Annotated in this window: 21 protein-coding genes and 1 pseudogene; 17 read left to right on the top strand and 5 right to left on the bottom strand. The window is 59.1% G+C overall.

What is annotated here, in order from left to right:
* Positions 1 to 48: 48 nt before the first annotated feature.
* Entirely contained in the window at positions 49 to 921 is an 873-nt protein-coding gene (locus tag FFH21_RS13015; RefSeq protein ID WP_011168586.1) for an allophanate hydrolase subunit 1, read from the top strand.
* Positions 918 to 1,892: a biotin-dependent carboxyltransferase family protein gene (locus FFH21_RS13020; protein WP_011168587.1), complete on the top strand. Its 975-nt coding sequence runs from the start codon at positions 918 to 920 to the stop codon at positions 1,890 to 1,892. Before FFH21_RS13015 ends, FFH21_RS13020 begins: the two co-directional genes overlap by 4 nt.
* Before the next feature lie 6 nt (positions 1,893 to 1,898).
* Here the strand turns inward: FFH21_RS13020 and FFH21_RS13025 are convergent, their stop codons facing one another.
* Positions 1,899 to 2,471: a TetR/AcrR family transcriptional regulator gene (locus tag FFH21_RS13025; RefSeq protein WP_004662609.1), complete on the bottom strand. Its 573-nt coding sequence runs from the start codon at positions 2,469 to 2,471 to the stop codon at positions 1,899 to 1,901.
* A 209-nt stretch (positions 2,472 to 2,680) separates the two neighbouring features.
* Here FFH21_RS13025 and FFH21_RS13030 point away from each other — a divergent pair.
* Positions 2,681 to 3,689, top strand: a pseudogene (locus FFH21_RS13030) (aldo/keto reductase).
* A 29-nt stretch (positions 3,690 to 3,718) separates the two neighbouring features.
* Here the strand turns inward: FFH21_RS13030 and FFH21_RS13035 are convergent.
* On the bottom strand, positions 3,719 to 3,931 hold the full coding sequence (locus FFH21_RS13035) for a hypothetical protein (RefSeq protein ID WP_004667642.1): 213 nt from the start codon (positions 3,929 to 3,931) through the stop codon (positions 3,719 to 3,721).
* 66 nt (positions 3,932 to 3,997) lie between these two features.
* Between FFH21_RS13035 and FFH21_RS13040 the strand changes: the two genes are divergently transcribed.
* Positions 3,998 to 5,257 carry an IS256-like element ISPsy17 family transposase gene (locus tag FFH21_RS13040; protein WP_011168414.1) on the top strand — a complete coding sequence of 420 codons (1,260 nt, stop codon included), beginning with the start codon at positions 3,998 to 4,000 and terminating at the stop codon, positions 5,255 to 5,257.
* Between the two features lie 210 nt (positions 5,258 to 5,467).
* Here the strand turns inward: FFH21_RS13040 and FFH21_RS13050 are convergent, their stop codons facing one another.
* The 3 genes from FFH21_RS13050 to FFH21_RS13060 form a co-directional block, all read right to left on the bottom strand.
* On the bottom strand, positions 5,468 to 6,799 hold the full coding sequence (locus FFH21_RS13050) for an OprD family porin (protein WP_011168588.1): 1,332 nt from the start codon (positions 6,797 to 6,799) through the stop codon (positions 5,468 to 5,470).
* 72 nt (positions 6,800 to 6,871) lie between these two features.
* On the bottom strand, positions 6,872 to 8,470 hold the full coding sequence (locus tag FFH21_RS13055) for an MFS transporter (protein WP_041924544.1): 1,599 nt from the start codon (positions 8,468 to 8,470) through the stop codon (positions 6,872 to 6,874).
* Positions 8,442 to 9,650, bottom strand: coding sequence for an aspartate transaminase (locus tag FFH21_RS13060; RefSeq protein WP_019741074.1), 1,209 nt, complete (start codon positions 9,648 to 9,650; stop codon positions 8,442 to 8,444). Before FFH21_RS13060 ends, FFH21_RS13055 begins: the two co-directional genes overlap by 29 nt.
* A gap of 276 nt (positions 9,651 to 9,926) precedes the next feature.
* On the opposite strand from FFH21_RS13060, the gene nac reads away from it, so the two are divergent.
* The 13 genes from nac (at position 9,927) to FFH21_RS13125 (ending at position 21,473) form a co-directional block, all read left to right on the top strand.
* Positions 9,927 to 10,838 carry a nitrogen assimilation transcriptional regulator NAC gene (nac, locus tag FFH21_RS13065; protein WP_011168591.1) on the top strand — a complete coding sequence of 304 codons (912 nt, stop codon included), beginning with the start codon at positions 9,927 to 9,929 and terminating at the stop codon, positions 10,836 to 10,838.
* A gap of 115 nt (positions 10,839 to 10,953) precedes the next feature.
* Positions 10,954 to 11,400: an acetyl-CoA carboxylase biotin carboxyl carrier protein subunit gene (locus tag FFH21_RS13070; RefSeq protein WP_019741075.1), complete on the top strand. Its 447-nt coding sequence runs from the start codon at positions 10,954 to 10,956 to the stop codon at positions 11,398 to 11,400.
* A gap of 54 nt (positions 11,401 to 11,454) precedes the next feature.
* Positions 11,455 to 12,807, top strand: a complete 1,353-nt coding sequence (gene accC / locus FFH21_RS13075) for an acetyl-CoA carboxylase biotin carboxylase subunit (protein WP_011168593.1) — start codon at positions 11,455 to 11,457, stop codon at positions 12,805 to 12,807.
* Positions 12,804 to 13,469 (top strand): 5-oxoprolinase subunit PxpB, encoded by a 666-nt coding sequence (gene pxpB, locus FFH21_RS13080; RefSeq protein WP_005731840.1) that lies wholly within the window; start codon positions 12,804 to 12,806, stop codon positions 13,467 to 13,469. The genes accC and pxpB overlap by 4 nt, the downstream gene beginning before the upstream one ends.
* Complete coding sequence (locus FFH21_RS13085) at positions 13,466 to 14,437, top strand: biotin-dependent carboxyltransferase family protein (RefSeq protein WP_002553476.1); 972 nt, start codon at positions 13,466 to 13,468, stop codon at positions 14,435 to 14,437. The genes pxpB and FFH21_RS13085 overlap by 4 nt, the downstream gene beginning before the upstream one ends.
* A complete protein-coding gene (locus tag FFH21_RS13090) occupies positions 14,437 to 14,844 on the top strand; it encodes a biotin/lipoyl-containing protein (RefSeq protein WP_011168594.1) in 408 nt (135 codons plus the stop codon). The genes FFH21_RS13085 and FFH21_RS13090 overlap by 1 nt, the downstream gene beginning before the upstream one ends.
* 4 nt (positions 14,845 to 14,848) lie before the next feature.
* Entirely contained in the window at positions 14,849 to 15,619 is a 771-nt protein-coding gene (locus FFH21_RS13095) for a 5-oxoprolinase subunit PxpA (protein ID WP_011168595.1), read from the top strand.
* A gap of 127 nt (positions 15,620 to 15,746) precedes the next feature.
* The gene (locus FFH21_RS13100; RefSeq protein WP_005731845.1) at positions 15,747 to 16,499 is read left to right on the top strand and encodes an SDR family oxidoreductase; all 753 of its coding nucleotides are present in this window, start codon (positions 15,747 to 15,749) and stop codon (positions 16,497 to 16,499) included.
* 121 nt (positions 16,500 to 16,620) lie between these two features.
* On the top strand, positions 16,621 to 17,322 hold the full coding sequence (locus tag FFH21_RS13105; protein ID WP_002553479.1) for an amino acid ABC transporter permease: 702 nt from the start codon (positions 16,621 to 16,623) through the stop codon (positions 17,320 to 17,322).
* A 6-nt stretch (positions 17,323 to 17,328) separates the two neighbouring features.
* Positions 17,329 to 18,069, top strand: a complete 741-nt coding sequence (locus FFH21_RS13110; protein WP_011168596.1) for an amino acid ABC transporter permease — start codon at positions 17,329 to 17,331, stop codon at positions 18,067 to 18,069.
* Positions 18,070 to 18,088: 19 nt separating this feature from the next.
* Positions 18,089 to 18,817 (top strand): amino acid ABC transporter ATP-binding protein, encoded by a 729-nt coding sequence (locus tag FFH21_RS13115; protein WP_005731847.1) that lies wholly within the window; start codon positions 18,089 to 18,091, stop codon positions 18,815 to 18,817.
* A 51-nt stretch (positions 18,818 to 18,868) separates the two neighbouring features.
* A complete protein-coding gene (locus tag FFH21_RS13120) occupies positions 18,869 to 19,702 on the top strand; it encodes an ABC transporter substrate-binding protein (RefSeq protein WP_011168597.1) in 834 nt (277 codons plus the stop codon).
* Between the two features lie 106 nt (positions 19,703 to 19,808).
* Entirely contained in the window at positions 19,809 to 21,473 is a 1,665-nt protein-coding gene (locus tag FFH21_RS13125; RefSeq protein ID WP_011168598.1) for an intermembrane transport protein PqiB, read from the top strand.
* The last annotated feature ends 5 nt before the right edge of the window (positions 21,474 to 21,478 follow it).

Here is a 21,478-nt window from a genome sequence, read left to right on the forward strand (position 1 = left end):
TACTGATATTTGCCTGCCGTTCTACAATAAATTCAACAAGGAACAGACATGGCTGATCCGATTCGCTACAGCTTTGGCGCTGATGAACATCTGTTCGCGGAAGTCAGCGAGAGTATGTCGCTGGAGGCATTTTTCAAAGGGCTGGCGGTGACCCGTGCAGTCGAGCGTCTGGAACTGGACGGGGTACTGGACGTATGCCTGGCCAACGCGTCGTTCCAGATCCGCTTCGACCCAGACCGTATCGCACCGCATGCCTTGCTCGAAGCGGTGAGAGCTGCCGAGGTCGATGCGGTGGCCGAACGTACGCTGCAAACCCGTATCATCGAGATTCCGGTGCTCTACAACGATCCCTGGACCCATGAAACCCTGATGCGTTTTCGTGACCGCCACCAGGACCCGGGTTCGACGGACCTGGAATACGCTGCGCGCATCAATAACCTGGCGGATGTCGATGCCTTCATTGCGGCTCATAGCGGCGCGCCGTGGTTCGTCTCGATGGTCGGTTTTGTGGCCGGTCTGCCGTTCATGTTTCCGATGGTCGAACGCGAGCGCCAACTGCAAGTGCCCAAATACCTTCGGCCACGTACCGATACACCCAAGCTTACGCTAGGTCACGGTGGCTGCTTCGGCTGCATCTATTCGGTGCGCGGAGCGGGTGGCTACCAGATGTTCGGCGTTACGCCCGCTCCGATCTACGATCCGCAGCAGGGGCTGGCTTATCTGAAAGAGCACATGGTGTTTTTCCGGCCAGGCGACATCGTCCAGTTCAAACCGGTTGATCGGGACACCTATGATACGGCCGTTGCAGAGGTTGAAGCCGGACGCTTCGATCTGCGGATTCGTCCGGTCAAGTTTTCCCTGGATGCCTTTCTGGCTGATCCCGCTGGTTATCCCAAGTCGTTGCAGGAGGTGCTGGCATGATCAAGGTGCTCAAACCCGGTCTGGCGACCTCGGTGCAGGATCTTGGCCGCGAAGGCTATTACCACCTGGGCATTCCGCCCTCGGGTGCGCTGGACCAGTATGCGCTCAGCGCTGCCAATCAACTGGTCGGCAACCCACCCGGTGCCGCCGGGCTTGAATGCACATTGCTGGGGCCGGAGCTGGAGTTTCAGTGCGATACATTGGCCGCTGTCTGTGGCGCGCACATGACGGCGCGCCTCGACGGTGTGGAAATGCACCACGACACTGCCTTTGCGGTAAAGGCCGGACAGGTGCTGCGTTTCGACTTCCCCAATGACGGCGCGCGCACCTATCTGGCGGTTGCCGGGGGGATTGATGTGCCGCTGGTGTTGGGCAGTCGGTCGACTTACACGCTGGGTGCGCTTGGCGGCTTTCAGGGCCGCCGACTGATGGCTGATGATCAGTTGCCGATAGGTATTCCTGGCGGCAAAGGCCGGGCCGGGGCGAGCCTGCCGATGGCTTTGCGACAGTCTTTGGGCGGGGAAGTGTATCTGCGTGTGGTGCCTGGCCTGTATTACGAGCGTCTGACCGAATTCGCAGCCACCAGCTTTTTCTCCGAGTCCTGGAGCGTAGGCTCGGAAGCCGACCGCATCGGTTATCGCTTCAAGGGCGGCAGGGCGTTGACGTTCCAGCCCAGGGAGCAGCCTTTCGGGGCAGGCTCCGATCCATCAAATATCGTCGACAGCTGCTACCCGATCGGCTCGATTCAGGTGCCTGCCGGGCTTGAGCCCATTGTCTTGCACCGTGACGCGGTGTCCGGCGGAGGCTACGCGATGATCGGTACGGTGATCAGTGCCGACCTCGACCTGATCGGTCAGATGCAACCCAACCAGAAAGCGCGATTCGTGGCGGTAACGCTGGAGGAGGCTCTAGAAGCGCGAAAGTCGTACAAAAAGAAGCTGGCGTGCCTGAGCAAACTGTTTCCTTCATAGACGCGGTCAAAGAGCCTGCAGTTGCTCAAGCATTTTCGTACGGCACACATCGAGTATTTCGTCTGCCAGTGGCGAGTCGTTAGGGCAACTGCGCGATAGCAGCAGCGCGCCCAGTGCATGGGCAAACATATCGATGGTGTTTGCCCGCGCCTGTTTCCATTCGTTGTCGCCAGGAGACGTGCCTGCCGGAGCCAGGGCGGCAAGCATGCTCTCTATGCCCTCGGCAAAGGTTATCTTGACGTCGTCTGACTGACGTGCAGCATCAGCACTGAGTGCGGCTATCGTGCAGCCTGTGCCTGGGGTATCCCGGTGCTCTCTGGACAGGTAGTACTCGATGAACTGCGCAGGATCGACGTTTTTCGATTGCTCCACGGTGCGCGAGATGGCACAGGCAGCCGATTCGGCCATCAGATCGGACTTGGAGCCGAAATGCTTGTAGAACCCGCCGTGGGTAAAACCCGCTGCGGCCATCAAGTCTGCCACCCCGACACCGTCAAAGCCGTGCTCGCGAAACTGGACGGATGCCGTCTCGACAATATGTGCCCGGTTGGCCTGGGCCTGCGCCTTGGTGACTCTCATGTGAGTTGCCTCTCTTGCCTGCTTGGTTTTTACCCGTCCGGGTTCGGCAGGGTGTGAATATAGCATTGATGCTGACCATCATCAAAATGATTGACAGTTAAGATGCTGATCGTAATCATAACCGCTCAAAGCTGACTGTTAGCTGTCCACCTTGTTTCTCGGCAACAGGATCGCACCATTGGCGATACTCAATCGGCAGGAGCAAAACCATGAAATACAGAACGTTTGGCAAAACCGGGCTCAATGTTTCGCAACTGGCGCTGGGCACAGGAAACTTCGGCACGGGCTGGGGCTACGGCGCAGACCCGGTTGCCAGCAAGGCAATTTTCAACGCCTATGCAGAGGCGGGTGGCAACTTCATCGATACTGCAGACATATACCAGTTCGGTCAGTCCGAAGAGTTACTCGGTACGCTGCTGGAAGGCCGGCGCGATGATTTCGTGCTGGCGACCAAATTTACCAACGGTGCCTCGGCCAATCCCGGCCGACTGGCCATCGGCAACAATCGCAAGGCAATGGTCAGCTCGGTGGAAGCAAGTCTCAAGCGCTTGAAGACGGATCGCATCGACATCTATTGGGCGCACCATCCAGACGCTGTTACACCCATCGAGGAAATTGTCAGAGGGTTTGAAGATCTGGCGCGTGCAGGGAAAATCCTCTACGCAGGCCTGTCCAATTTCCCTGCATGGCGGCTTGCTCGCGCGGTTACGCTGGCCGAAATCAGCCGCGCATTACCCATTGCAGCCGCTCAGTTCGAACATAGCCTGGTGCATCGCGAGCCTGAGGCTGATCTTTTTCAGGCTTCTTACGCGCTTGGCCTTGGCGTCGTCACCTGGTCACCTCTGGGGGGGTGGCATGCTCACCGGCAAATACCGCAAAGGGGAGAGCGGGCGCGCTGAGGGGTTTGGCGGCAAGGTATTCCAGCCTGAGAACTCGGCGCAGCGCACACGGATTCTCGATACTGTTCTGGAGGTTGCCGGTGAGCTTGGCGTAAGCGCGGGTCAGGTTGCCATTGCCTGGGCAGGTTCGCACGGCGCTGTTCCAATCGTCGGGCCTCGTTCGCATGAGCAGATTGCCGATAATCTGGGCGCCTTGTCGCTGACGCTGACTGACGAACAGATTCAACGCCTGGATGCGGTCAGCAGTCTGGATCCCTCCGCTGGGCCAAGGTCGGCGGCTGATTGGTCGGATGAGACTCGTGCAAGGGGAGTGGCCTGATTTGTTATTGGCCTGACTCGGATATTTGTTTATAGCCGCCAAATGAGCGGCTGGAGTCCTTCCAGGCGCAGCGTTGCCGCATGAGCGTGGTGCTTGCGTGTCTTGGCAAAGGCGGTGATCTTCGCCTCGGCGTTGAAAGTGTTAGCGTATTCCCCGCGTTTTTCTTTGTAATGAGAAAGACCAAAATACTCGCAGTCTTGTCTATCCATCGTCCTTGAGCTACGTAGAGTGATGAACGTCATCACCTTCCGTGCGGAGACTGTCAGAAATTTTGTGTTCGGGCATAACATGTAGCTAGAGGTGCATGTATGCCGACCAAAAAGAAGTCCGCCAATGCAACAGCGAGGGAGTTGCCCTCGATTCCCCAAGAGCTGATCGAGCAGTTTGTTAAAGGCCCGATGAGCGCCGAAGCCATTCAAGACGCGTCCATGGCGTTCAAGAAGGCTCTGATCAAGCGTGCGCTAGGCGCCGAGCTGGGTCACCACCTTGGTTATCCTCAGGGCGCGGAGCGCCCTGAGGAGTCGACCAATCAGCGCAATGGCAAAAGCAGCAAGACGGTTCTGACCGACGACGGGCCGCTTCGCCTGGATATCCCCAGAGACCGCGATGGTAGCTTCGCCCCGATCCTGATTCCCAAGCACGAACGACGTTTTACAGGCTTCGACGACAAGATAATTGCCATGTACGCCCGGGGCATGACGGTGCGTGAGATCCGCGCTTTTCTATCTGAGCAGTATGGAACTGACGTGTCCCATGACTTCATCAGCTCAGTCACCGATGCGGTCATGGAAGAGGTGGGCGCTTGGCAGCAACGACCCTTGGAACCGATGTATCCGGTGATCTTCTTCGATGCGTTACGGGTCAAAATCCGGGACGAGGGGTTAGTGTGCAACAAGGCTATTTATCTGGCGCTGGGGGTATTACCTGATGGCACGCGCGACATTCTGGGTATATGGATCGAGAGCACCGAGGGTGCCAAGTTTTGGATGAAGGTGTTCAACGACCTCAAGACTCGTGGCGTTGAAGATGTTCTGATCGCCGTCACGGATGGCCTCAAAGGAATACCGGAGGCGTTGGGGGCGGTTTTTCCTGCCACGACGCTGCAAACCTGCATCGTGCATCTGATCCGCAACAGCTTGGACTATGCCGCTTGGGATAAACGTCGGGCACTGGCCAAAGCACTCAAGCCGATCTACCAGGCGATCAATGCCGATGTGGCTGAGCAAGAGCTTAACGCCTTTGAAGCGGGCCCCTGGGGCAAGCAGTATCCGACTGTAGTTGCTGCATGGCGTCGCGCCTGGGATCGGGTTATACCGTTTTTTGTTTTTCCGGCGGGCATTCGCAAAGTGGTTTACACGACCAATGCCATCGAGAGCATCAATGCCCAGTTACGCAAGATCATCAAGACTCGAGGGCACTTCCCGACCGATGAGGCTGCGACGAAACTGATATGGCTTGGGTTGCGCAACATCACCGCCAACTGGGGTCATGCGGCACACGACTGGAAAGTGGCAATGAATCAATTTGCGATCCTGTACGGAGACCGATTTACCAGACCGAGCTGGTAAAACAAGGGCCTGCCTGACGGCAGGCCCTAACCAGCCCGAACACAAAAAAACTGATACTCCCGCTTCCGGGATCGTTTTATCCATTGTTTTCGCTTCCTCTGCAAGGTGCAAAGGTTATAACGAATGTTGTGACCAGCACGAGCGCTTGTGCACGCCGTCAACCAACCCTCAGGTAGCAGATACACCCGGTATCTGCCACCCGCCCAGGTTTTAAAAAATATTAATCGGATAGCTGACAATGATCCGGTGCTCATCGGCATCACGCTGGCTGGCGAATTCGGTACGAAGTTGTGCATGACGCAGTGCAACGCTGAGGTTTTTCGCCGGGCCGGACTGCACCACGTAACTCAGGGTCACGTTGCGTTCCCATTCCTTCTTGTCGCCGTCGGACGTCTGGATGTTCGAACCGCTTTCATACATGGCCAGGAATTTCAGCCCGGGAACGCCAAGCCTGGCGAAGTCATAGCCGTAACGGACCTGCCAGGTGCGTTCTCCGGCGCGCTGGAACTTGCCGATCATGGATTCGGTCACGAAGTAGGCGGTTGATCCATCGCCCTGATTCAACCATACCGCGTCGCTGTCGCCGGTCACTGCCTGATAACCGGCAGCAAAGGTATGACCGTTGATGAGGTAGGTGAACTGGGCGCTGGACAGGCGGCTGTCGACTTCACCCTTAGTAACGCCGTTGCCGTAATAACCCACCGTGTAGAACGCCGGATCGTGACCGTTTGCACCGTCCGAGCGGTTGTCGAAGTGGCGCAGGTCGGTGCGCAGGGTGCCCGGGCCGAGTTGCATGTCATATTTCAGTCCGAGAAAGTTCTGTTTGTAGAAGTTTTCCAGGTTGCCGTAGTAATACTGCAAGGTCAGGTCTTTGGTCGGTTTGTAATCGACGCCTGCGTAGTAGAACTTGTTGACGAATTCGCCGGTCAGCGGGTTGTTGGCACCGGGAATCGACATGCCCATCTGGTTGGTCGAACCGCGGCCCATGACATGTTCCAGCTGGCCTGCGGTGAAAGTGAACTCCTTCAAGTCGCCAGACTGAATCTGGCCGCCGCGAAAAGTTTGTTGCAGCATGCGATCAGTGGACATGACCACCGGCAGCATCGGCACCAGCGTGCCGTATTTCAACTCGGTTTTTGAAACGCGTGCCTTGAGCGTTGCGCCCAGGCTGCTGAACTCATCGACCGCGCGGCCGTCGCTGTCTGTGGGGAAGATATTGCCGTTGAACGCCGTGCTTTGCGGGTTGTAATGGCGGCCCTTGCCCGAGTCCAGGCGGATGCCCAACTGGCCCAGCGCATCGACACCAAAGCCGACGGTGCCGGGAGTGTAGCCGGACTGGTAGTTGAGCATGAAGCCCTGGCCCCACTCCTGCGTGTAGTTCGGGTCGGCAGCACCGCTGCGGTTGTCTGCGTTGCTGAAGAAGTTGCGCGCCAGAATGCTGGCCTTGCTGTCTTCCAGAAAACCTTCGCCAAAGCTCTGCTGCGCGATCAGCAGGCCACAAAAGCCCGCAACGAAAGGGGTGGCGCGATTGATACGCTCCATCGGGTTCATCCTCATGCTGTCATTAAGTGTTGTGAGAGGCAGGGTCGGGCGGCAGTCAGGTTTCTTGTTGTTTTAAGAGGCGTGTTTTGCAGCTGAATCCGTTTCAGGTGTCGTTGTGCGAGGCGCTTGATACAGCGCGACGCGAGGTAAACGGGAAAGAACCACCAGTGCAAGTACGCCCAGTGCGGCGCAGATCAACAGCCCCGTACCGACTGCATGGGCGAGGGCAGTGCGAGCCAGCTGCAACGTGGTGTCGATATCTGTGGGCGTGTGCTGCAGCAGGACCTGAGGGTCGGTCAGACGCGCTATTGCCTGCATCTGGCCTGCCGAGGCCAGCGCATGTTGCAGATTGGCGACGTACAGCAACTTGACCAGCACACCCATTGCCGCGGTGCCCAGCAAGCCGCCAACCAGTCGCAACGATTGAGTGAGTGCTGTGGCGATACCGAGAAACTGCCGCTCGGCAAGCGTCTGGGTGAATACAGTGAGGTTGAGCAGAATGAACCCCAGACCCAGCCCCGCCAGCAGAATCAGTCCCAGCAAGGTCGTGAACCCGGCGTGCAGTCCGACCAGTGCCAAGGCGATGCAGGCAATCGACAGGGCAACGAATCCGCCAATCGGTAACCAGTTGGGGTTTGCCAGACGCGTGACGATGCGACTGTTGACGATTGCGCCCAAAGTGATACTCAGGGCCAGCGGTGTGAGCAGCAGCCCGGCGTCCTGCGGCGAGTAGCCGTAGCTGCCCTGCAACAGCAGAGGCAGGTAAAACAGCAGGGTGAACATGATCGCACCGGCCAGCAGCGACATGATGAACAGCAGGCGGATGCTGCGATTGGCAAACAGCCCGGCGGGCAGCAAGGCGAACGCGCAACGGCGCTCTCTGAACCAAAGTCCGGTCAAGGCAATAACAGTGATAGCGCCGCACAGCAGGCTGATCGCCAGAGAGCGCTGACCGAGCCATTCAACGAACAATTGCAGGCTGCCCAGGCTCAGGACAATCAACACTGCGCCGATCCAGTCGAGCCTGATCGCACCGGCTGTTGGCGGGCGATACCAGGGTAAAAAGCGCCAGGCAAAAAACAACGCAATCACGCCCAGCGGCAGGTTCAGCCAGAACACCGAACGCCAGCCGAACTCGCCGGACAGGTAACCGCCCAACCCTGGGCCGATGGCATTGACCACGCTGAACATCGCACTCAGCAGAACCTGCCAGCGCAGTCGCTGACGGGGGTCGGGAAACAGCTCCGGCACACAGGCAAATGCCGTACCGATCAGCATCCCGCCACCGACGCCTTGCAGGGCCCGGCCAATGACCAGCACCAGCATGCTGTCGGCCAGCGCGCAGACCACCGAAGCAACGGTGAAAATGACCGTAGCGGCCAGCACGAACGGTTTACGCCCGTAGAAATCGCCCAGTCGGCCAAAGATCGGAATGGTCACAATGGACGCCAGCAGGTAGCCGGTGGCGACCCAGGCATACAGCTCGAAACCATCGAGTTCCGCGACGATGCTTGGCAATGCGTTGCCGATCACTGTCTGGTCGAGTGCGGACAGCATCAGCACCAGGGAAATGCCGAGCATGGCCAGCAGGGCCTGTTTGAAGGTCAGGGCCGGGTGGCTCGGCGTGGTCATGGCCAGGCGCTCAGCGCAACGCAGCGACAGCAGTCGCAATGCGTGTGCAACCGGTTTCAAGGGTTTCGAGGGCCGTCGCCGTAGACATCCGGAAGAACGGTGCCAGGCCATAAGCGGTGCCTGCTACAACCGCAACACCCTGACTTTCCAGCAGGTACAGAACCACATCGGTGTCGGCTTCCAGTACCGAGCCTGACGGGGTGGTTTTGCCGATCAGCGCTGCGCAATTGACGTAGAGATAAAACGCGCCTTGTGGCTGGATGCAACTCAGGCCGTCAATTGCGTTGATCAACTCCAGGCAGCGGTCGCGGCGCTGTTTGTAGACCTTGACGCTCTCGCCGACAAACGACTGGTCGCCATTGAGGGCCGCCACTGCGGCGGCCTGGCTCACCGAGCAGGCGTTGCTGGTGGATTGCGATTGCAGGGTAGCCATCGCGTTGATGATATCGCTGGGGCCTGCGGCATAGCCGATGCGCCAACCGGTCATGGCGTAGGTTTTTGATACACCATTGATGATCAGCACACGCTCGCGCAGGGCGGGTTCGACAGTCAGCAGATGGCTGAGCGGGGTGTCGTCATAGCGAATGTGTTCGTAAATATCATCGGTCATGACCAGCACGTCCGGGTAGTCGAGCAGCACGTCAGCCAGTGCCCGCCATTCAGTTGCGCTGTAGGTCGCGCCGCTCGGATTGCTCGGCGAATTGAGCAGCAGCCAGCGGGTACGCGGCGTGATTGCGTGGCGTAGTTGCTCGGCGGTGAGCTTGAACTGATTGTCTTCGGGGCACGGTAAGGTCACCGGGCGACCATCGCAGGCCAGCACCATGTCCGGGTACGACACCCAGTACGGCGCGGGGATCAGCACTTCGTCGTCAATGCCCAGGGTCGCTGCGAAGGCATTGAAGATCGCAGCCTTGGCACCGCTGGTGACTACGATCTGGCCGGGGGCGTAGCTCAGGCCGTTTTCGCGCTGGAGTTTGGCGGCAATCGCGTCGCGCAGCGCTGCAGTACCCGCATTGAGCGTGTAGCGGGTTTCACCGTTTTCGATGGCGGCAGAGGCGGCCTGACGAATGTGGGCAGGCGTATCGAAGTCGGGTTCGCCAACCACCAGATTGATGATCGACTTGCCTGCGCGCCGCAGTTCATTGGCCCGATCGGCAGCAGCGCTGCTGGGCGATGGTTTGATGCGGAGCACGCGGGCAGCGATGCGAGATGCGGTCACGTTGGCATTCCTCGTTGATGGCCTTGACGGGGAATACGTTACGAGCCTGCAGACGGCAGGCCATAAGACGAGTTTGTTCTGGGTTGATAGGCAGCGCTTATGACCGCAGATGAACCAATGCTGCACCAAAAGCGGGCGAGCAATGCCTGCGGGGGCATCCATGCGTTGCAAACACGCTCGGCGGTTGCTGACATAGCAATTGCTTATGTCTGGTTTTTTCAGAGCTGGCCTGTGTCTTGCTGAGGCATCGGGGTCGTGACTCTGGAGTGCAGCACCTTGAACCTTCGCCGCTTGAAATACTTTGTGAAAATTGTCGACATCGGCAGCCTGACCCAAGCCGCCGATGTACTGCACATCGCACAACCTGCGTTAAGCCAGCAATTGGTGACGCTGGAAGCCGAGTTGCAGCAGCAGTTGCTGATCCGCACCAAGCGCGGCGTTACCCCGACCGAGGCGGGCAAGGTTTTGTACGGCCATGCTCAGGTCATACTGCGTCAGTGTGAGCAGGCGCAAAGTGATGTCAACGCCAGCGGCCTGGCGTTGTCGGGGCCGGTGTCGGTAGGGCTGGCCCCGGGCACTGCTGCGTCAACCTTGTCGCTGCCGTTGCTGAAACGGGTGCGCGAGCGTCATCCGGGTATCCTGCTGTACCTCAACGAGAACTTTGGCACCACGCTGAGCGAACTGATCATGAACGGGCGCATGGACATGGCCGTTCTTTATGGCGGACGTGAGGTGCATGGCCTGAGTTTTGTGCAATTGATTCGCGAGCAACTGTATCTGGTCAGCGCCCAGGACACGCTTCAGGGCTGCGAGGAAATAGCCCTCGCCGAGCTGGCCGATATCGACCTGCTGTTACCGCGCACCTACAACACCATCCGCCGTCTGGTGGATGAGGCATTTGTGCGCATCGAGCGCAGTGCCCGGGTGGTGGCAGAAGTCGAATCATCGACGACTCTGGCTGCCGCAGTAGCGGATCGATTCGGCTCGACCATTCTTCCCGAGTCTGCTGCGCGGGTGCTGGCCGATACGCATGCGGTCAATCTGAGCCGGATCGTCGAACCCGAGATCGAAGCGCCGCTGGCCCTGTGCCTGTCAGGCCACTTGCCGCTTTCGGTTCCGGCCCAGGCGGTCAAGGCCATCCTACTGGAACTGGTCGCAGAGATGCGCGGCAATCGCCGTACAGAGTAACCCCGGCGTCATAAGGGGCGCTTATCACCCCACAGTCAAACCGTCTTGGCGGTCAAAAATCGCTCTCGTTACATTGCCCTCAGCCACATTTCTTTTGCCAGGCAAGGGCTCTTGCATGAAACCGGAACGTATCAAAGCACTTATCGACCTGATGGCCGAATCGGACCTGAGTGAACTCAGCCTGTCTGAAGGCGATACGCAGTTGCGCTTGCTGCGTGAGTCGGTCGAGGCCGCCAGCGGCATCAGTCCATCTGCATCAACGTCGCTGAAAGCGCCTGCAACCGATGCTGCTGCTTCCTCTCAGGCAACTGCAACTGCCAATGCGCAAGAGGCTCAGGCCTGCGCCTCGCTGTATGGGGTCTTGCACCTGACCCCGGCGCCCGACCAGCCGCCCTTCGTTGAAGTCGGCACGTCAGTCGAAGTGGGACAGACCCTGGCAGTGGTTGAAGCCATGAAGATGTTTCATCCGGTGACGGCTGAAAAGGCAGGGGTCGTGACCGCCATTCTGGTTGCCAACGGCGAAGAGGTTCAGGCCGGACAAGCGCTTTTCAGCATCGGTTGAAGGTCTTGGGTGGCCGTGCGGCTGCCTTCCGGGTTCACAGATCAGGGGTTTTTGATGTTCGATAAAGTGTTGATCGCCAACCGCGGCGAAATTGCCCTGTGCATCCAGCGCGCCTGCAAAGGCCTGGGCCTGAGTACGGTTGCGGTCTATTCCGAAGCGGATCGCGATGCCAGCTATGTACGGCAGGCCGATGAGTCACTGTGCATAGGCCCGGCCGCGCCGGGGCAGAGTTATCTGAATCAGGCTGCCGTGCTTTACGCTGCGCAGTTGACCGGTGCTCAGGCGATCCATCCCGGTTACGGGTTTCTGTCTGAAAACGCCGCGTTCGCTGAGCGCATCGAACAGGCTGGCCTGACGTTCATCGGCCCCAGTGCCGCCTGCATTCGGGTGATGGGCGACAAGGTCGCGGCCAAGCGGGCAATGCGTGAGGCTGGCGTGCCGTGCGTGCCAGGCCCGGACACCAGCATGCCTGCCGATCCGCTAGGTATCCTGAAAATTGCCCGTGACATTGGTTACCCGGTCATCGTCAAGGCCGCTGGTGGTGGCGGCGGGCGGGGCATGCGCGTGGTTCAGGAAGAGCAGCAATTGCTTGATGCAATTGCGCTGACCGGCGAAGAAGCCCGCCGTGCCTTCGGCAATCCCGAGTTGTATATCGAGAAGTTTCTGGGCCAGCCGCGCCATGTCGAGATTCAGGTGCTGTGCGATGCCTATGGCAATGCTGTCTGGCTTGGCTCGCGGGATTGCTCGATGCAGCGCCGCCACCAGAAGGTGCTTGAAGAGGCTCCTGCACCGGGCATCGACCCGGAATTGATGGCCAGGGTGGGCGAACGTTGCGCACTGGCCTGCCGGCAGATCGGTTACCAGGGCGTAGGCACGTTCGAATTCCTGTTTGAAAACGATGAGTTCTATTTCATCGAAATGAATACTCGCCTGCAGGTCGAGCACCCGGTCACGGAAATGACTTCCGGCATCGACATCGTTCAGCAGCAGATTCGCATGGCGATGGGCGAGCGCCTGAGTTTCAGCCAGGCCGACGTCAGCGTGTCGGGCCATTCTCTGGAATGCCGGATCAACGCCGAGGACCCGCGCAGCTTCATGCCTACGCCGGGGCAAGTCACCCGCTGGGAGATTCCTGGTGGTTTTGGCGTACGGGTCGACTCGCATGTGAGCCACGGTTATCGCGTTCCGCCTTATTACGATTCGATGGTGGCGAAGGTCATCACTCACGGTGCCAGTCGCGATGAGGCCCTGGCACGTATGCGCCTGGCGCTGAGCGAAATGCACGTTGAGGGAATCTCTACCAACATCGCGCTGCATCGCGACATTTTGCAGGACCCGGTGTTCTGCAAGGGTGGCATGGACATTCACCACCTGGAGCGCTGGTTACAGACAAGGAGCCACCCATGACCCTCCAGCAGTTGCCGCCACGAATCACTTTGCTGGGAACCACCGCCTTGCTGTTCGAAGCACCCGGCGAGCTTGAGCTGGCAGCGCAGCAACGCATATGGGCGCTGGCCAGCCTGAGCAAGGACTGGCCGCAGGTGCGCGAATCGGTGCCGGGCATGAACAACCTGATGCTGACCTTCGCAGCGCCGCCACGCGACCTGACCGGCTTGAAAACCCGCTTGCTGGAGGCCTGGGAGCAATGCCAGCCGCTGCCGTTGCAAGGCCGGATCATCGAGTTGCCGGTGGTGTATGGCGGTGACGGCGGACCGCACATGGCCGATGTCATCGCCCATACCGGACTGGATATCGAGACCATCGCCAATCTGCACTGCGAACCGCTTTACCCGGTGTACGCCTTGGGCAGCCACCCCGGTTATTGCTATCTGGGCGGCATGGATCAGCGTCTGGCGACGCCTCGGCGCAAAGTGCCGGTACTCGATATCGGTGCCGGCTCGGTTTCCATCGGCGGCGTGCAGACGGGTATCTCCGCTTCAGCCGGCCCCAGTGGCTGGAACACGATAGGGCGCACGGAAATGGTGTTTTTCGACGCTGATCAGAACCCTCCGGCGCTGATGCAGCCCGGCGATCAACTGCGCTTGCGTATCGAGAGGATCATTCGATGATCGAAGTTATCAGCGCCACCGCACTGGCGACGGTCCAGGATCTGGGTCGGCATGGCAGCCTGGGCTACGGCGTCGGCACCTCCGGCGCAATGGACACTCTGTCGTTGCAGCTCGGCAATTTGTTGCTGGGCAACGACGAAGACGCGGCAGGCATCGAGATTCCACTGTTCCCGTTCGAAGTGCGTTTTGTCGAGGACTGCACTTTTGCTATCACCGGTGCTGCCTGTTCTGCACGGCTGGATGGCGAGCGACTGCCGGGTAACTGGGTCGCTCAGGCGCGCAAGAATCAGGTGTTGAAGCTGAGTTACCCAACGACGGGCAGTCGCGCCTATTTATGCCTGGCGGGCGGTGTGGATGTGCCGCAGGTTCTGGGCTCGCGCAGCACGCAATTGCGCGGTGCATTTGGTGGCTGGCAGGGCCGCGCCTTGCAGCAGGGCGATCTGATTCCCGCCGGTGCGGCTAATCAACCGCGCGCTGGTGATTTTGGTCTGCAATCTGCTGCGGCGGCCTTGCCGTTGATTATCGACGAGCTACCGGCCATACGCGTACTGCCTGCCGCCGAGTTCGACTGCTTCAGCGTTGAAGCCCAACAAACATTTTTTGCCGGCGAGTGGAAAATCACCACGCAAAGCAATCGCTATGGTTATCGCATGGAAGGTACGCCCCTATTGCCAAGGGAGGCGCTGGAAATTCGCTCTCACGGCATTGTGCCCGGGGTGATTCAGGTGCCCCACGGCGGCCAGCCGATTGTGCAAATGCGCGATGCCCAGCCCAGCGGCGGCTATCCAAAGTTTGCGACGGTTATCGAAGCCGACCTGTGGCGTCTCGGTCAGGCCCCCATCGGCAGCAAGGTGCGCTTCGTGCAATGCAGCTACGAGGAGGCCGTCGAGGCACTGGACACCAATCACGCCTTCATCGAAGACGCCCGGCGCTTGCTTGCGCTGCGCGGCCTGCAAGGACATCGCTGATGAACATCAATGAAATTCGCCAACTGGCAGGCTGGATTCGTGATGCCGGGCTCACGGTTCTTGAACTGAAACGACCAGGGTTCGAGTTGTTGATCCGACGCGGTGTACGTGCGGATAACCCTGCATCGCGACCTGACGTGGACGTCGCAGTCGAACAGCCGCCAGCCATTGCGCTTGTAATAGCTGCGGATAACCCCGGCGTTTTTGTATCGAGACACCCCGACGAAAAAAACAGCTACGTAAAACCCGGCGACACCGTTGCAGTCGGGCAGTTGCTGGGCCTGTTGCGCATCGGCCTGCTTTATCTGCCGGTGCGCAGCCAGCAGGCAGGGCGTGTGACGCGTTTTCTGGCTGCCGAGCATGAACGGGTCGGTTACGGCCAGCCGCTGATTGAACTGGAGGAGTGACACGATGCGCATTGATCTGAACGCTGATCTGGGTGAGGGCTTCGGCCCCTGGACCATGGGTGAGGATGAGGCACTGATGCAACTGATCTCCTCGGCCAACGTGGCCTGTGGTTTTCATGCCGGTGATCCATTGATAATGAATAACACCGTGCACCGCGCCAAAGCGCTGGGCATCGATCTCGGCGCACATGTCGGTTTTCCTGATCTGCAGGGGTTCGGGCGGCGCAGAATCAACATCGAACTCAACGAGTTGTGCAGCATGGTGGTGTATCAGCTGGGCGCTCTGGCAGGCATTGCAGCCGCTGCCGGTTACCGCGTGACGCACATGAGCTTCCACGGCGCGCTGGGTAATATGGCCGCGGCCGATGCCGAACTGGCCAGGCCGCTGGTCAAGGCGGTCGCCAGTTTCGATGCGCACATGATCATCAGTTCATCCAGCAGCGCGGCCATCGAACAGGCCGCCGAAGCGTGCGGCCTGAGAGTCGCGACCACGTTTCTGGCCGACCGTGCCTACGACGAAAACTGCCTGCTGGTGCCGCGTGGCATTGCCGGGGCGGTGATCAAGGACCCACAGCAGGTCCGCGCCAGGGTTGCGCAACTGTTGCAGGACGGTACGGTTACGACCCTGAGCGGCAAGCGCGTGGCGGTCAATGCCCAATCAATCCTGTTGCATGGCGACACGCCGGGGGCGGTGGAGCTGGCGCGCAGCATTCGCCAGAGCATCGAAGAGCAGGGCGGTGTCATCACCCCGGTTTCACAGCTGCTCGGGTCATAAGCGCAGCTTATTGCCACACAACCATTGTGTCTTGGTCGCTGCCCATGACGCTCGTTAAAGTCCAGTACAAGGCGATCAGCATTAACAGCCAAGCGGCTGATCGACGCTTATTCAAGGAAACCCCGACATGCCTTTTTCCGATTACAAAACTGCGCTGGTGACCGGCGCTTCTTCCGGCATTGGCGAAGCCGTCGTCGAACGGCTGTGTGCTGAAGGTCTGCAGGTTCATGCGCTGGCGCGCAGTGCAGACAAGCTGGCGGCACTGGCGCAGCGCACCGGCTGCATCGCGCATGCTATCGACGTAACTGATCTGGCCGGTCTGACGGCACTGTTCCAGGCCCATCAGTTCGATGTTGTGGTCAACAATGCCGGAGTCGACCGGCCCGGTTCGCTGCTCAAGGCAGACGCAGAAGGGATTGATCTGCTGGTCGATGTGAACCTGCGCGCGGTATTGCAGATCGCCAGGCTTTCGTTGCCGGGTATGGTCGAGCGTGACAGCGGGCACATCATCAACATCAGCTCGATTGCCGCCGCCTACAACTTCGGCGGCAACTCGACGTACCACGCCACCAAGGCTGCCGTGAGCATGCTTTCTCGCCAGCTACGTATCGATGCGTTCGGCAAGCGCGTGCGGGTGACGGAAATCTGCCCCGGGCGTGTGGCCACGGACATTTTTGCCCATGTGCATGGCGATTCCGAGGAAGTGCGCAAACGCTTCATCGAGGGCTATGAGCTGCCTGTGGCCAAGGACATTGCCGATGCAATCGCCTACGTGATCGCTGCGCCCATCGCGGTCAACATCGGCCATATGGAAATCACCCCGACGCTACAGGTACCCGGCGGGCTGTCGACCGCGCGCCCGCAGGACTATGAAGGCTGAGGCTGCGCCTCGCTGCAAGCGCTGTACCCATCACGAGAGCGGCACCAGCCGCCATGCGACACCCGCGCCAGTACCCCTGGCGCCTTGCTTCTGCCCTGGCTGAATGTCAATGGGAACAACCATGACGAGTAAATTCGATCTTTCGGCGATCCTGCAGGGCGAGTATGCCGAGCTGATCGTCAAGGGCATAGAGACAACCCTGCAACTGGCGTTCGTTGCCTGGTGCATGGCAATGGCCGTGGCCCTGCTGCTGGTGTCGATTCGCCTGACCGGCAACAAATACGCCGAGCGTCTGGTGGCGGGCTATGTGTCCTACCACCGCAACGTGCCGACACTGGTGCAACTGATGCTCTGGTATTTCGGTATTCCGACGTTGCTCACCGAAAGCACGCAGCTCTGGCTGGCCAACTACAGCACCGAGTACCTGTTTTCGGTGATCGCGCTGGGGCTGTGCCAGGCGGCTTACTTCAGTGAGGACATCCGCAGCGGCTTGCGCGCCATTCCGGCCGGGCAAGTCGAAGCATCGCGCGCATTGGGCCTGGGTTATGTGCGTTCGATGCGTTACGTGATCCTGCCGCAAGGCGTTCGCAACTGCCTGCCGTCATTGATCAATCACACGGTGCTGCTGTTCAAGAATACCAGCCTGGTCATGGCCATCGGCGTCGTCGAGCTGACCTATGCCACTCGCGAGGTCGAGAACTACACCTTTCGCACCTTCGAGGCGTATCTGGTCGCAACCGTGGTCTACCTGGCCATTTCACTGATGCTGATGGGCCTGGGTGCGTTGCTGGCCCGGCATTTCAGCAAAGCCATGGCGAGGTAGGCGGCGATGTTCGATGTGTTCACGATTGTTCGCGATAACTGGACCTTGCTGCTGGTCGGCCAATACCCTCACGGCCCGATGGGTGGGCTGGTTTCAACGCTGATTCTGGCTGCGCTGGCGCTTTTGCTGGCGTTCCCGCTAGGGCTGCTACTGTCGCTGGCACGGGTCTCGCCGTGGCACTGGCTGCGTTACCCGGCCACGGTCTGGGTCTATGTGATGCGCGGCATTCCGCTGCTGATGGTGATTTTCTGGACTTACTTTCTGGTCCCGCTGCTGATCGGTCATAACATCACCGGCTTCACCACCATGCTCTGCACGCTGGTGGTCTATCAGAGCGCCTACCTGTGCGAAATCATCCGCGGTGCCATTCAGGCGCTGCCGGCTGGTCAGTACGAAGCATCACGCGCGCTGGGCATGGGCTACATGCGCACCACGGTCTGGGTGATTCTGCCGCAAGCGCTGTACAACGCATTGCCAAGCCTGATCAGCCAGTTCATTTCGATCATCAAGGAAACGTCGCTGGGCTACGTGATCAACGTCCAGGAAGTGACCTTCGCCGCCAATCAGATCAACAACCAGCTGCTGACCAAGCCGTTTCAGGTGTTCTTCATTCTGGCGATCACCTACAACGTGCTGTGCTACGGCCTGACCCGGCTGGCCGCAGTGGTGGAACGGCGAATTGCCCGCAAACGGGAGGGCAGCGTGTCGCCTGCACCTGTTCCCCGGCCTTTGACTACCGATAATTGAGGGTTGCCCAATGCATCCGATGATCATGTTTTCCAGGATCAATAAGTGGTATGGCGAGTACCAGGCCCTGACCGATATCACCGCTGAAGTGCAGCGCGGCGAAGTGGTGGTGCTGTGCGGGCCCTCGGGTTCGGGCAAGTCGACACTGATCCGCACCGTCAACCGTCTTGAAGATGTTCAGCAGGGCCAGATTCTGTTTGACGGCCACGACGTGAACGGCACCGACGCCAACGTCAATCGCTTGCGCAGTCGGGTGGGTTTTGTATTCCAGAGCTTCAATCTGTTCCCGCATCTGTCGGTGCTAGACAACATCATCCTGACCCCGACCAAAGTGCGCGGCCTGAAAAACAGTGAGGCGCGCGCCAGGGCCATGGAACTGCTGGATCGGGTGGGGCTGGCACACAAGGCCGGCGCTTACCCGGCGCAGTTGTCCGGCGGCCAGCAGCAGCGCGTGGCGATTGCCCGGGCGCTGGCCATGGAACCGCCCGTGATGCTCTTTGACGAGCCCACCAGCGCACTCGACCCGGAAATGGTCGGCGAGGTGCTCAGCGTCATGAAAGGCCTGGCCAAAGAGGGCATGACCATGATGTGCGTCACCCACGAGATGAATTTTGCCCGTGAAGTGGCCGACACCATCTGGTTCATGGATGCGGGGCAGATCCTTGAAAAATCCAGTCCTGAGGCTTTCTTTCAGCAGCCGGACCACCCGCGTGCCCAACGCTTCATTTCCGACCTGCGCAGCCATTGAGCACAGGCCCTTGTTTCAGCAATCCCTCCATTTATTTCCAGGAGTCTCACCATGCGTATGAAGTCTTTGCTGGTTGCACTGGCATTGTCGCCATTGGCTGTTTCGTTTGCTCACGCTGATCAGCTCAGTGATGTGATGAGCAAGAAAAGCCTGAGTTGCGGCGTCTATGCTGACGTCCCGCCGTTTTCGGCACCGGACCCGAAAACCCGTGAACTGGTAGGCATGGATGTTGACCTCTGCAAGGCGCTGGCCAAACATATGGGCGTCGAGCTGGAGCTCAAGCCGCTGTCGGTCGAAGCGCGCATTCCTGAAGTCAAAATGGGCCGCGTTGACGTGATTTTTGCCAATCTGGCCTACACCAAGAGTCGCGCCGACCAGATCCAGTTCAGCGATCCGTACTACATCGCCAAGGAAACGCTGGTAGTGCGCGCCGCCAATGCCGATCAACCGAAATCCTTTTTCAAAGGCAAACGCATCAGCTCGACCAAAGGCTCTACGTCCGAACAGTCGATTCGGCTGGCTGATGCCACGCCTGTGACCTTCCAGGACACCGGTTCTGCCTACATGGCGCTGCAACAGAACAAGGTGGTGGGCCTGGTGACCAACACCATGACCGCGATCAAGCTGGTCGGGCAGGCCAAGACCAGTGGTGTGGAGCTTGCAATCGCCAAGGAGCCGATGGCGCTGGAGCCTATCGGTGCCGGTATGCGTCAGGGCGAGCCGGCATTTCTGGCCAAGGTCAACGAATCGCTGCGTGCGATGGAAGCAGCAGGTGAAATCGACGCGATCTGGGCGCAGTGGATCGGCCCGAATACCGAATACAAAATGGTTCGTGAAGACAAGGTGCAAAGCCTCAGTGAATTGAAGTTCGACCCGCTGCCTTGATCAAATCTTGATATTTCCTTGAGGGTTTATTGATAGTCGACGTTCAGAGTTCTGCCGACAGTATTAACCGTCGGCATGACCCCGTGTGGGCGCCTCAGAGGAAAAAATGTCTGATCGCTCAGGTTCCGTTTCTGCATCGACAATTGGCGCTTCAATCACTGGAAAAAGGCGATTCGGTGCCTCGCCGGTATGGCTGATTCCGGTGATTGCTGCCCTGGTATGCGTATCGCTGCTGATTAGCAGCTCACTGTCGAAAGGGCCGAGAATTTTTATCAGTTTTCAAAGCGCCGAAGGGCTTGAAGCCCACAAGACCAGAGTCAAGGTCAAAAATGTCGTGATCGGCGAGGTGTCGGCCGTCACCCTGAGCAAAGACCGTACCGGTGTTGTGGCGACAGTGGATCTGAATGCCGACGCCCGTGCCTTCACTGCCGAGGATTCCATGTTCTGGGTGGTGCGCCCGCGTATCGGGGCCAAGGGCGTGTCCGGCGTGGATACCCTGCTTTCCGGGCCGTATATCGCGGCAGACAGCGGGACGTCCGAGCACCCGAAAAAACACTTTATTGGTCAGGAAAGCCCACCACCCCTTACGTTTGGCGCAAAAGGCACACGTTTTACCCTGCACGCCGAGGACATGGGCTCACTCGATGTCGGTTCTCCTGTCTATTATCGGCGCATTCAAGTCGGTCAAGTGGTTGCCTGTCATTTGTCCGAGGATGGCAAAGGTGTGGATGCGGAAATTTTCATCAATGCCCCCAACGACAGGTTTGTGACCACCGATACACGGTTCTGGAACGCCAGCGGTATTGGCCTGACGGTTGATGCTGATGGGCTGAAGATAAAGACTGAATCGGTTTCGACGTTACTGGCCGGAGGTGTGGCCTTCGTTGAGCCAGGATACGGTTCGAGCTCGCCAAGGGCTGCAGAGCATGCACGTTTCAAGCTGTTCGAGGATCAGCAAAAGGCGCTGTCACCGCCTGATGGCGAGCCGGGTTATATCCGCATGATGTTCAGGCAGTCCTTGCGTGGCCTTGAAGTCAATTCGCCCGTCGAGTTCATGGGCATAAATCTGGGGCGAGTGATCTCCGTCGATCTTGACTACGATGCGGCCAACAAGTCTTTTTCCAGCATTGTGGGGGCGGTGATCTACCCGGAACGCCTTGGGCAGGCCAACGAAAAGATCGTAGAGACATTGGGTACACCCGACGATTCGCGTACCGCGCAGTTGATCGCCGACTTCGTCAAACAGGGCCTGCGCGCACAGCCTCGCAGTGCGAGTCTGCTGACCGGCCAGCTTTATATTTCTCTGGAGTTCTTTGCCAACGCTGCGCCGGTTCAATTCGATGTCAACGCACGGCCGCTGATAATCCCCACCGTACCGGGAGAGCTGGAGAAAATGCAGGAGCAGGTACAGCTGATCGTTGAAAAGGTCAGCAAATTGCCGATGCAGGAGATCGCCGGCAATCTGAATGGCAGCCTTGACGAAGCGCACAAGACGTTCAAGCTGTTCAACGCAGACGTGATGCCCGAACTTCACACTGTTCTGGGGCAGTCCCGAAGCACGATGGAGATAGCCGGGGCGGCTCTTGCAGAAGACTCGCCGGTACGTCAGCAGGTCAGCCGGACAATGGATGAGGTTCAACGTACGGCCCGCTCGGTGCGGGTCCTGACCGATTATATAAGCCGCAACCCCGAAGCTTTGATCCGTGGTCGCACCCGGCAGGATGTGCCGAGTGTCTACCCGCAGGCCAATTCTGCGCCAAGGCCTGACTGACGCTG

Origin of the sequence: Pseudomonas sp. KBS0707, assembly GCF_005937945.2 — a bacterium.
Lineage (GTDB): Bacteria > Pseudomonadota > Gammaproteobacteria > Pseudomonadales > Pseudomonadaceae > Aquipseudomonas > Aquipseudomonas amygdali.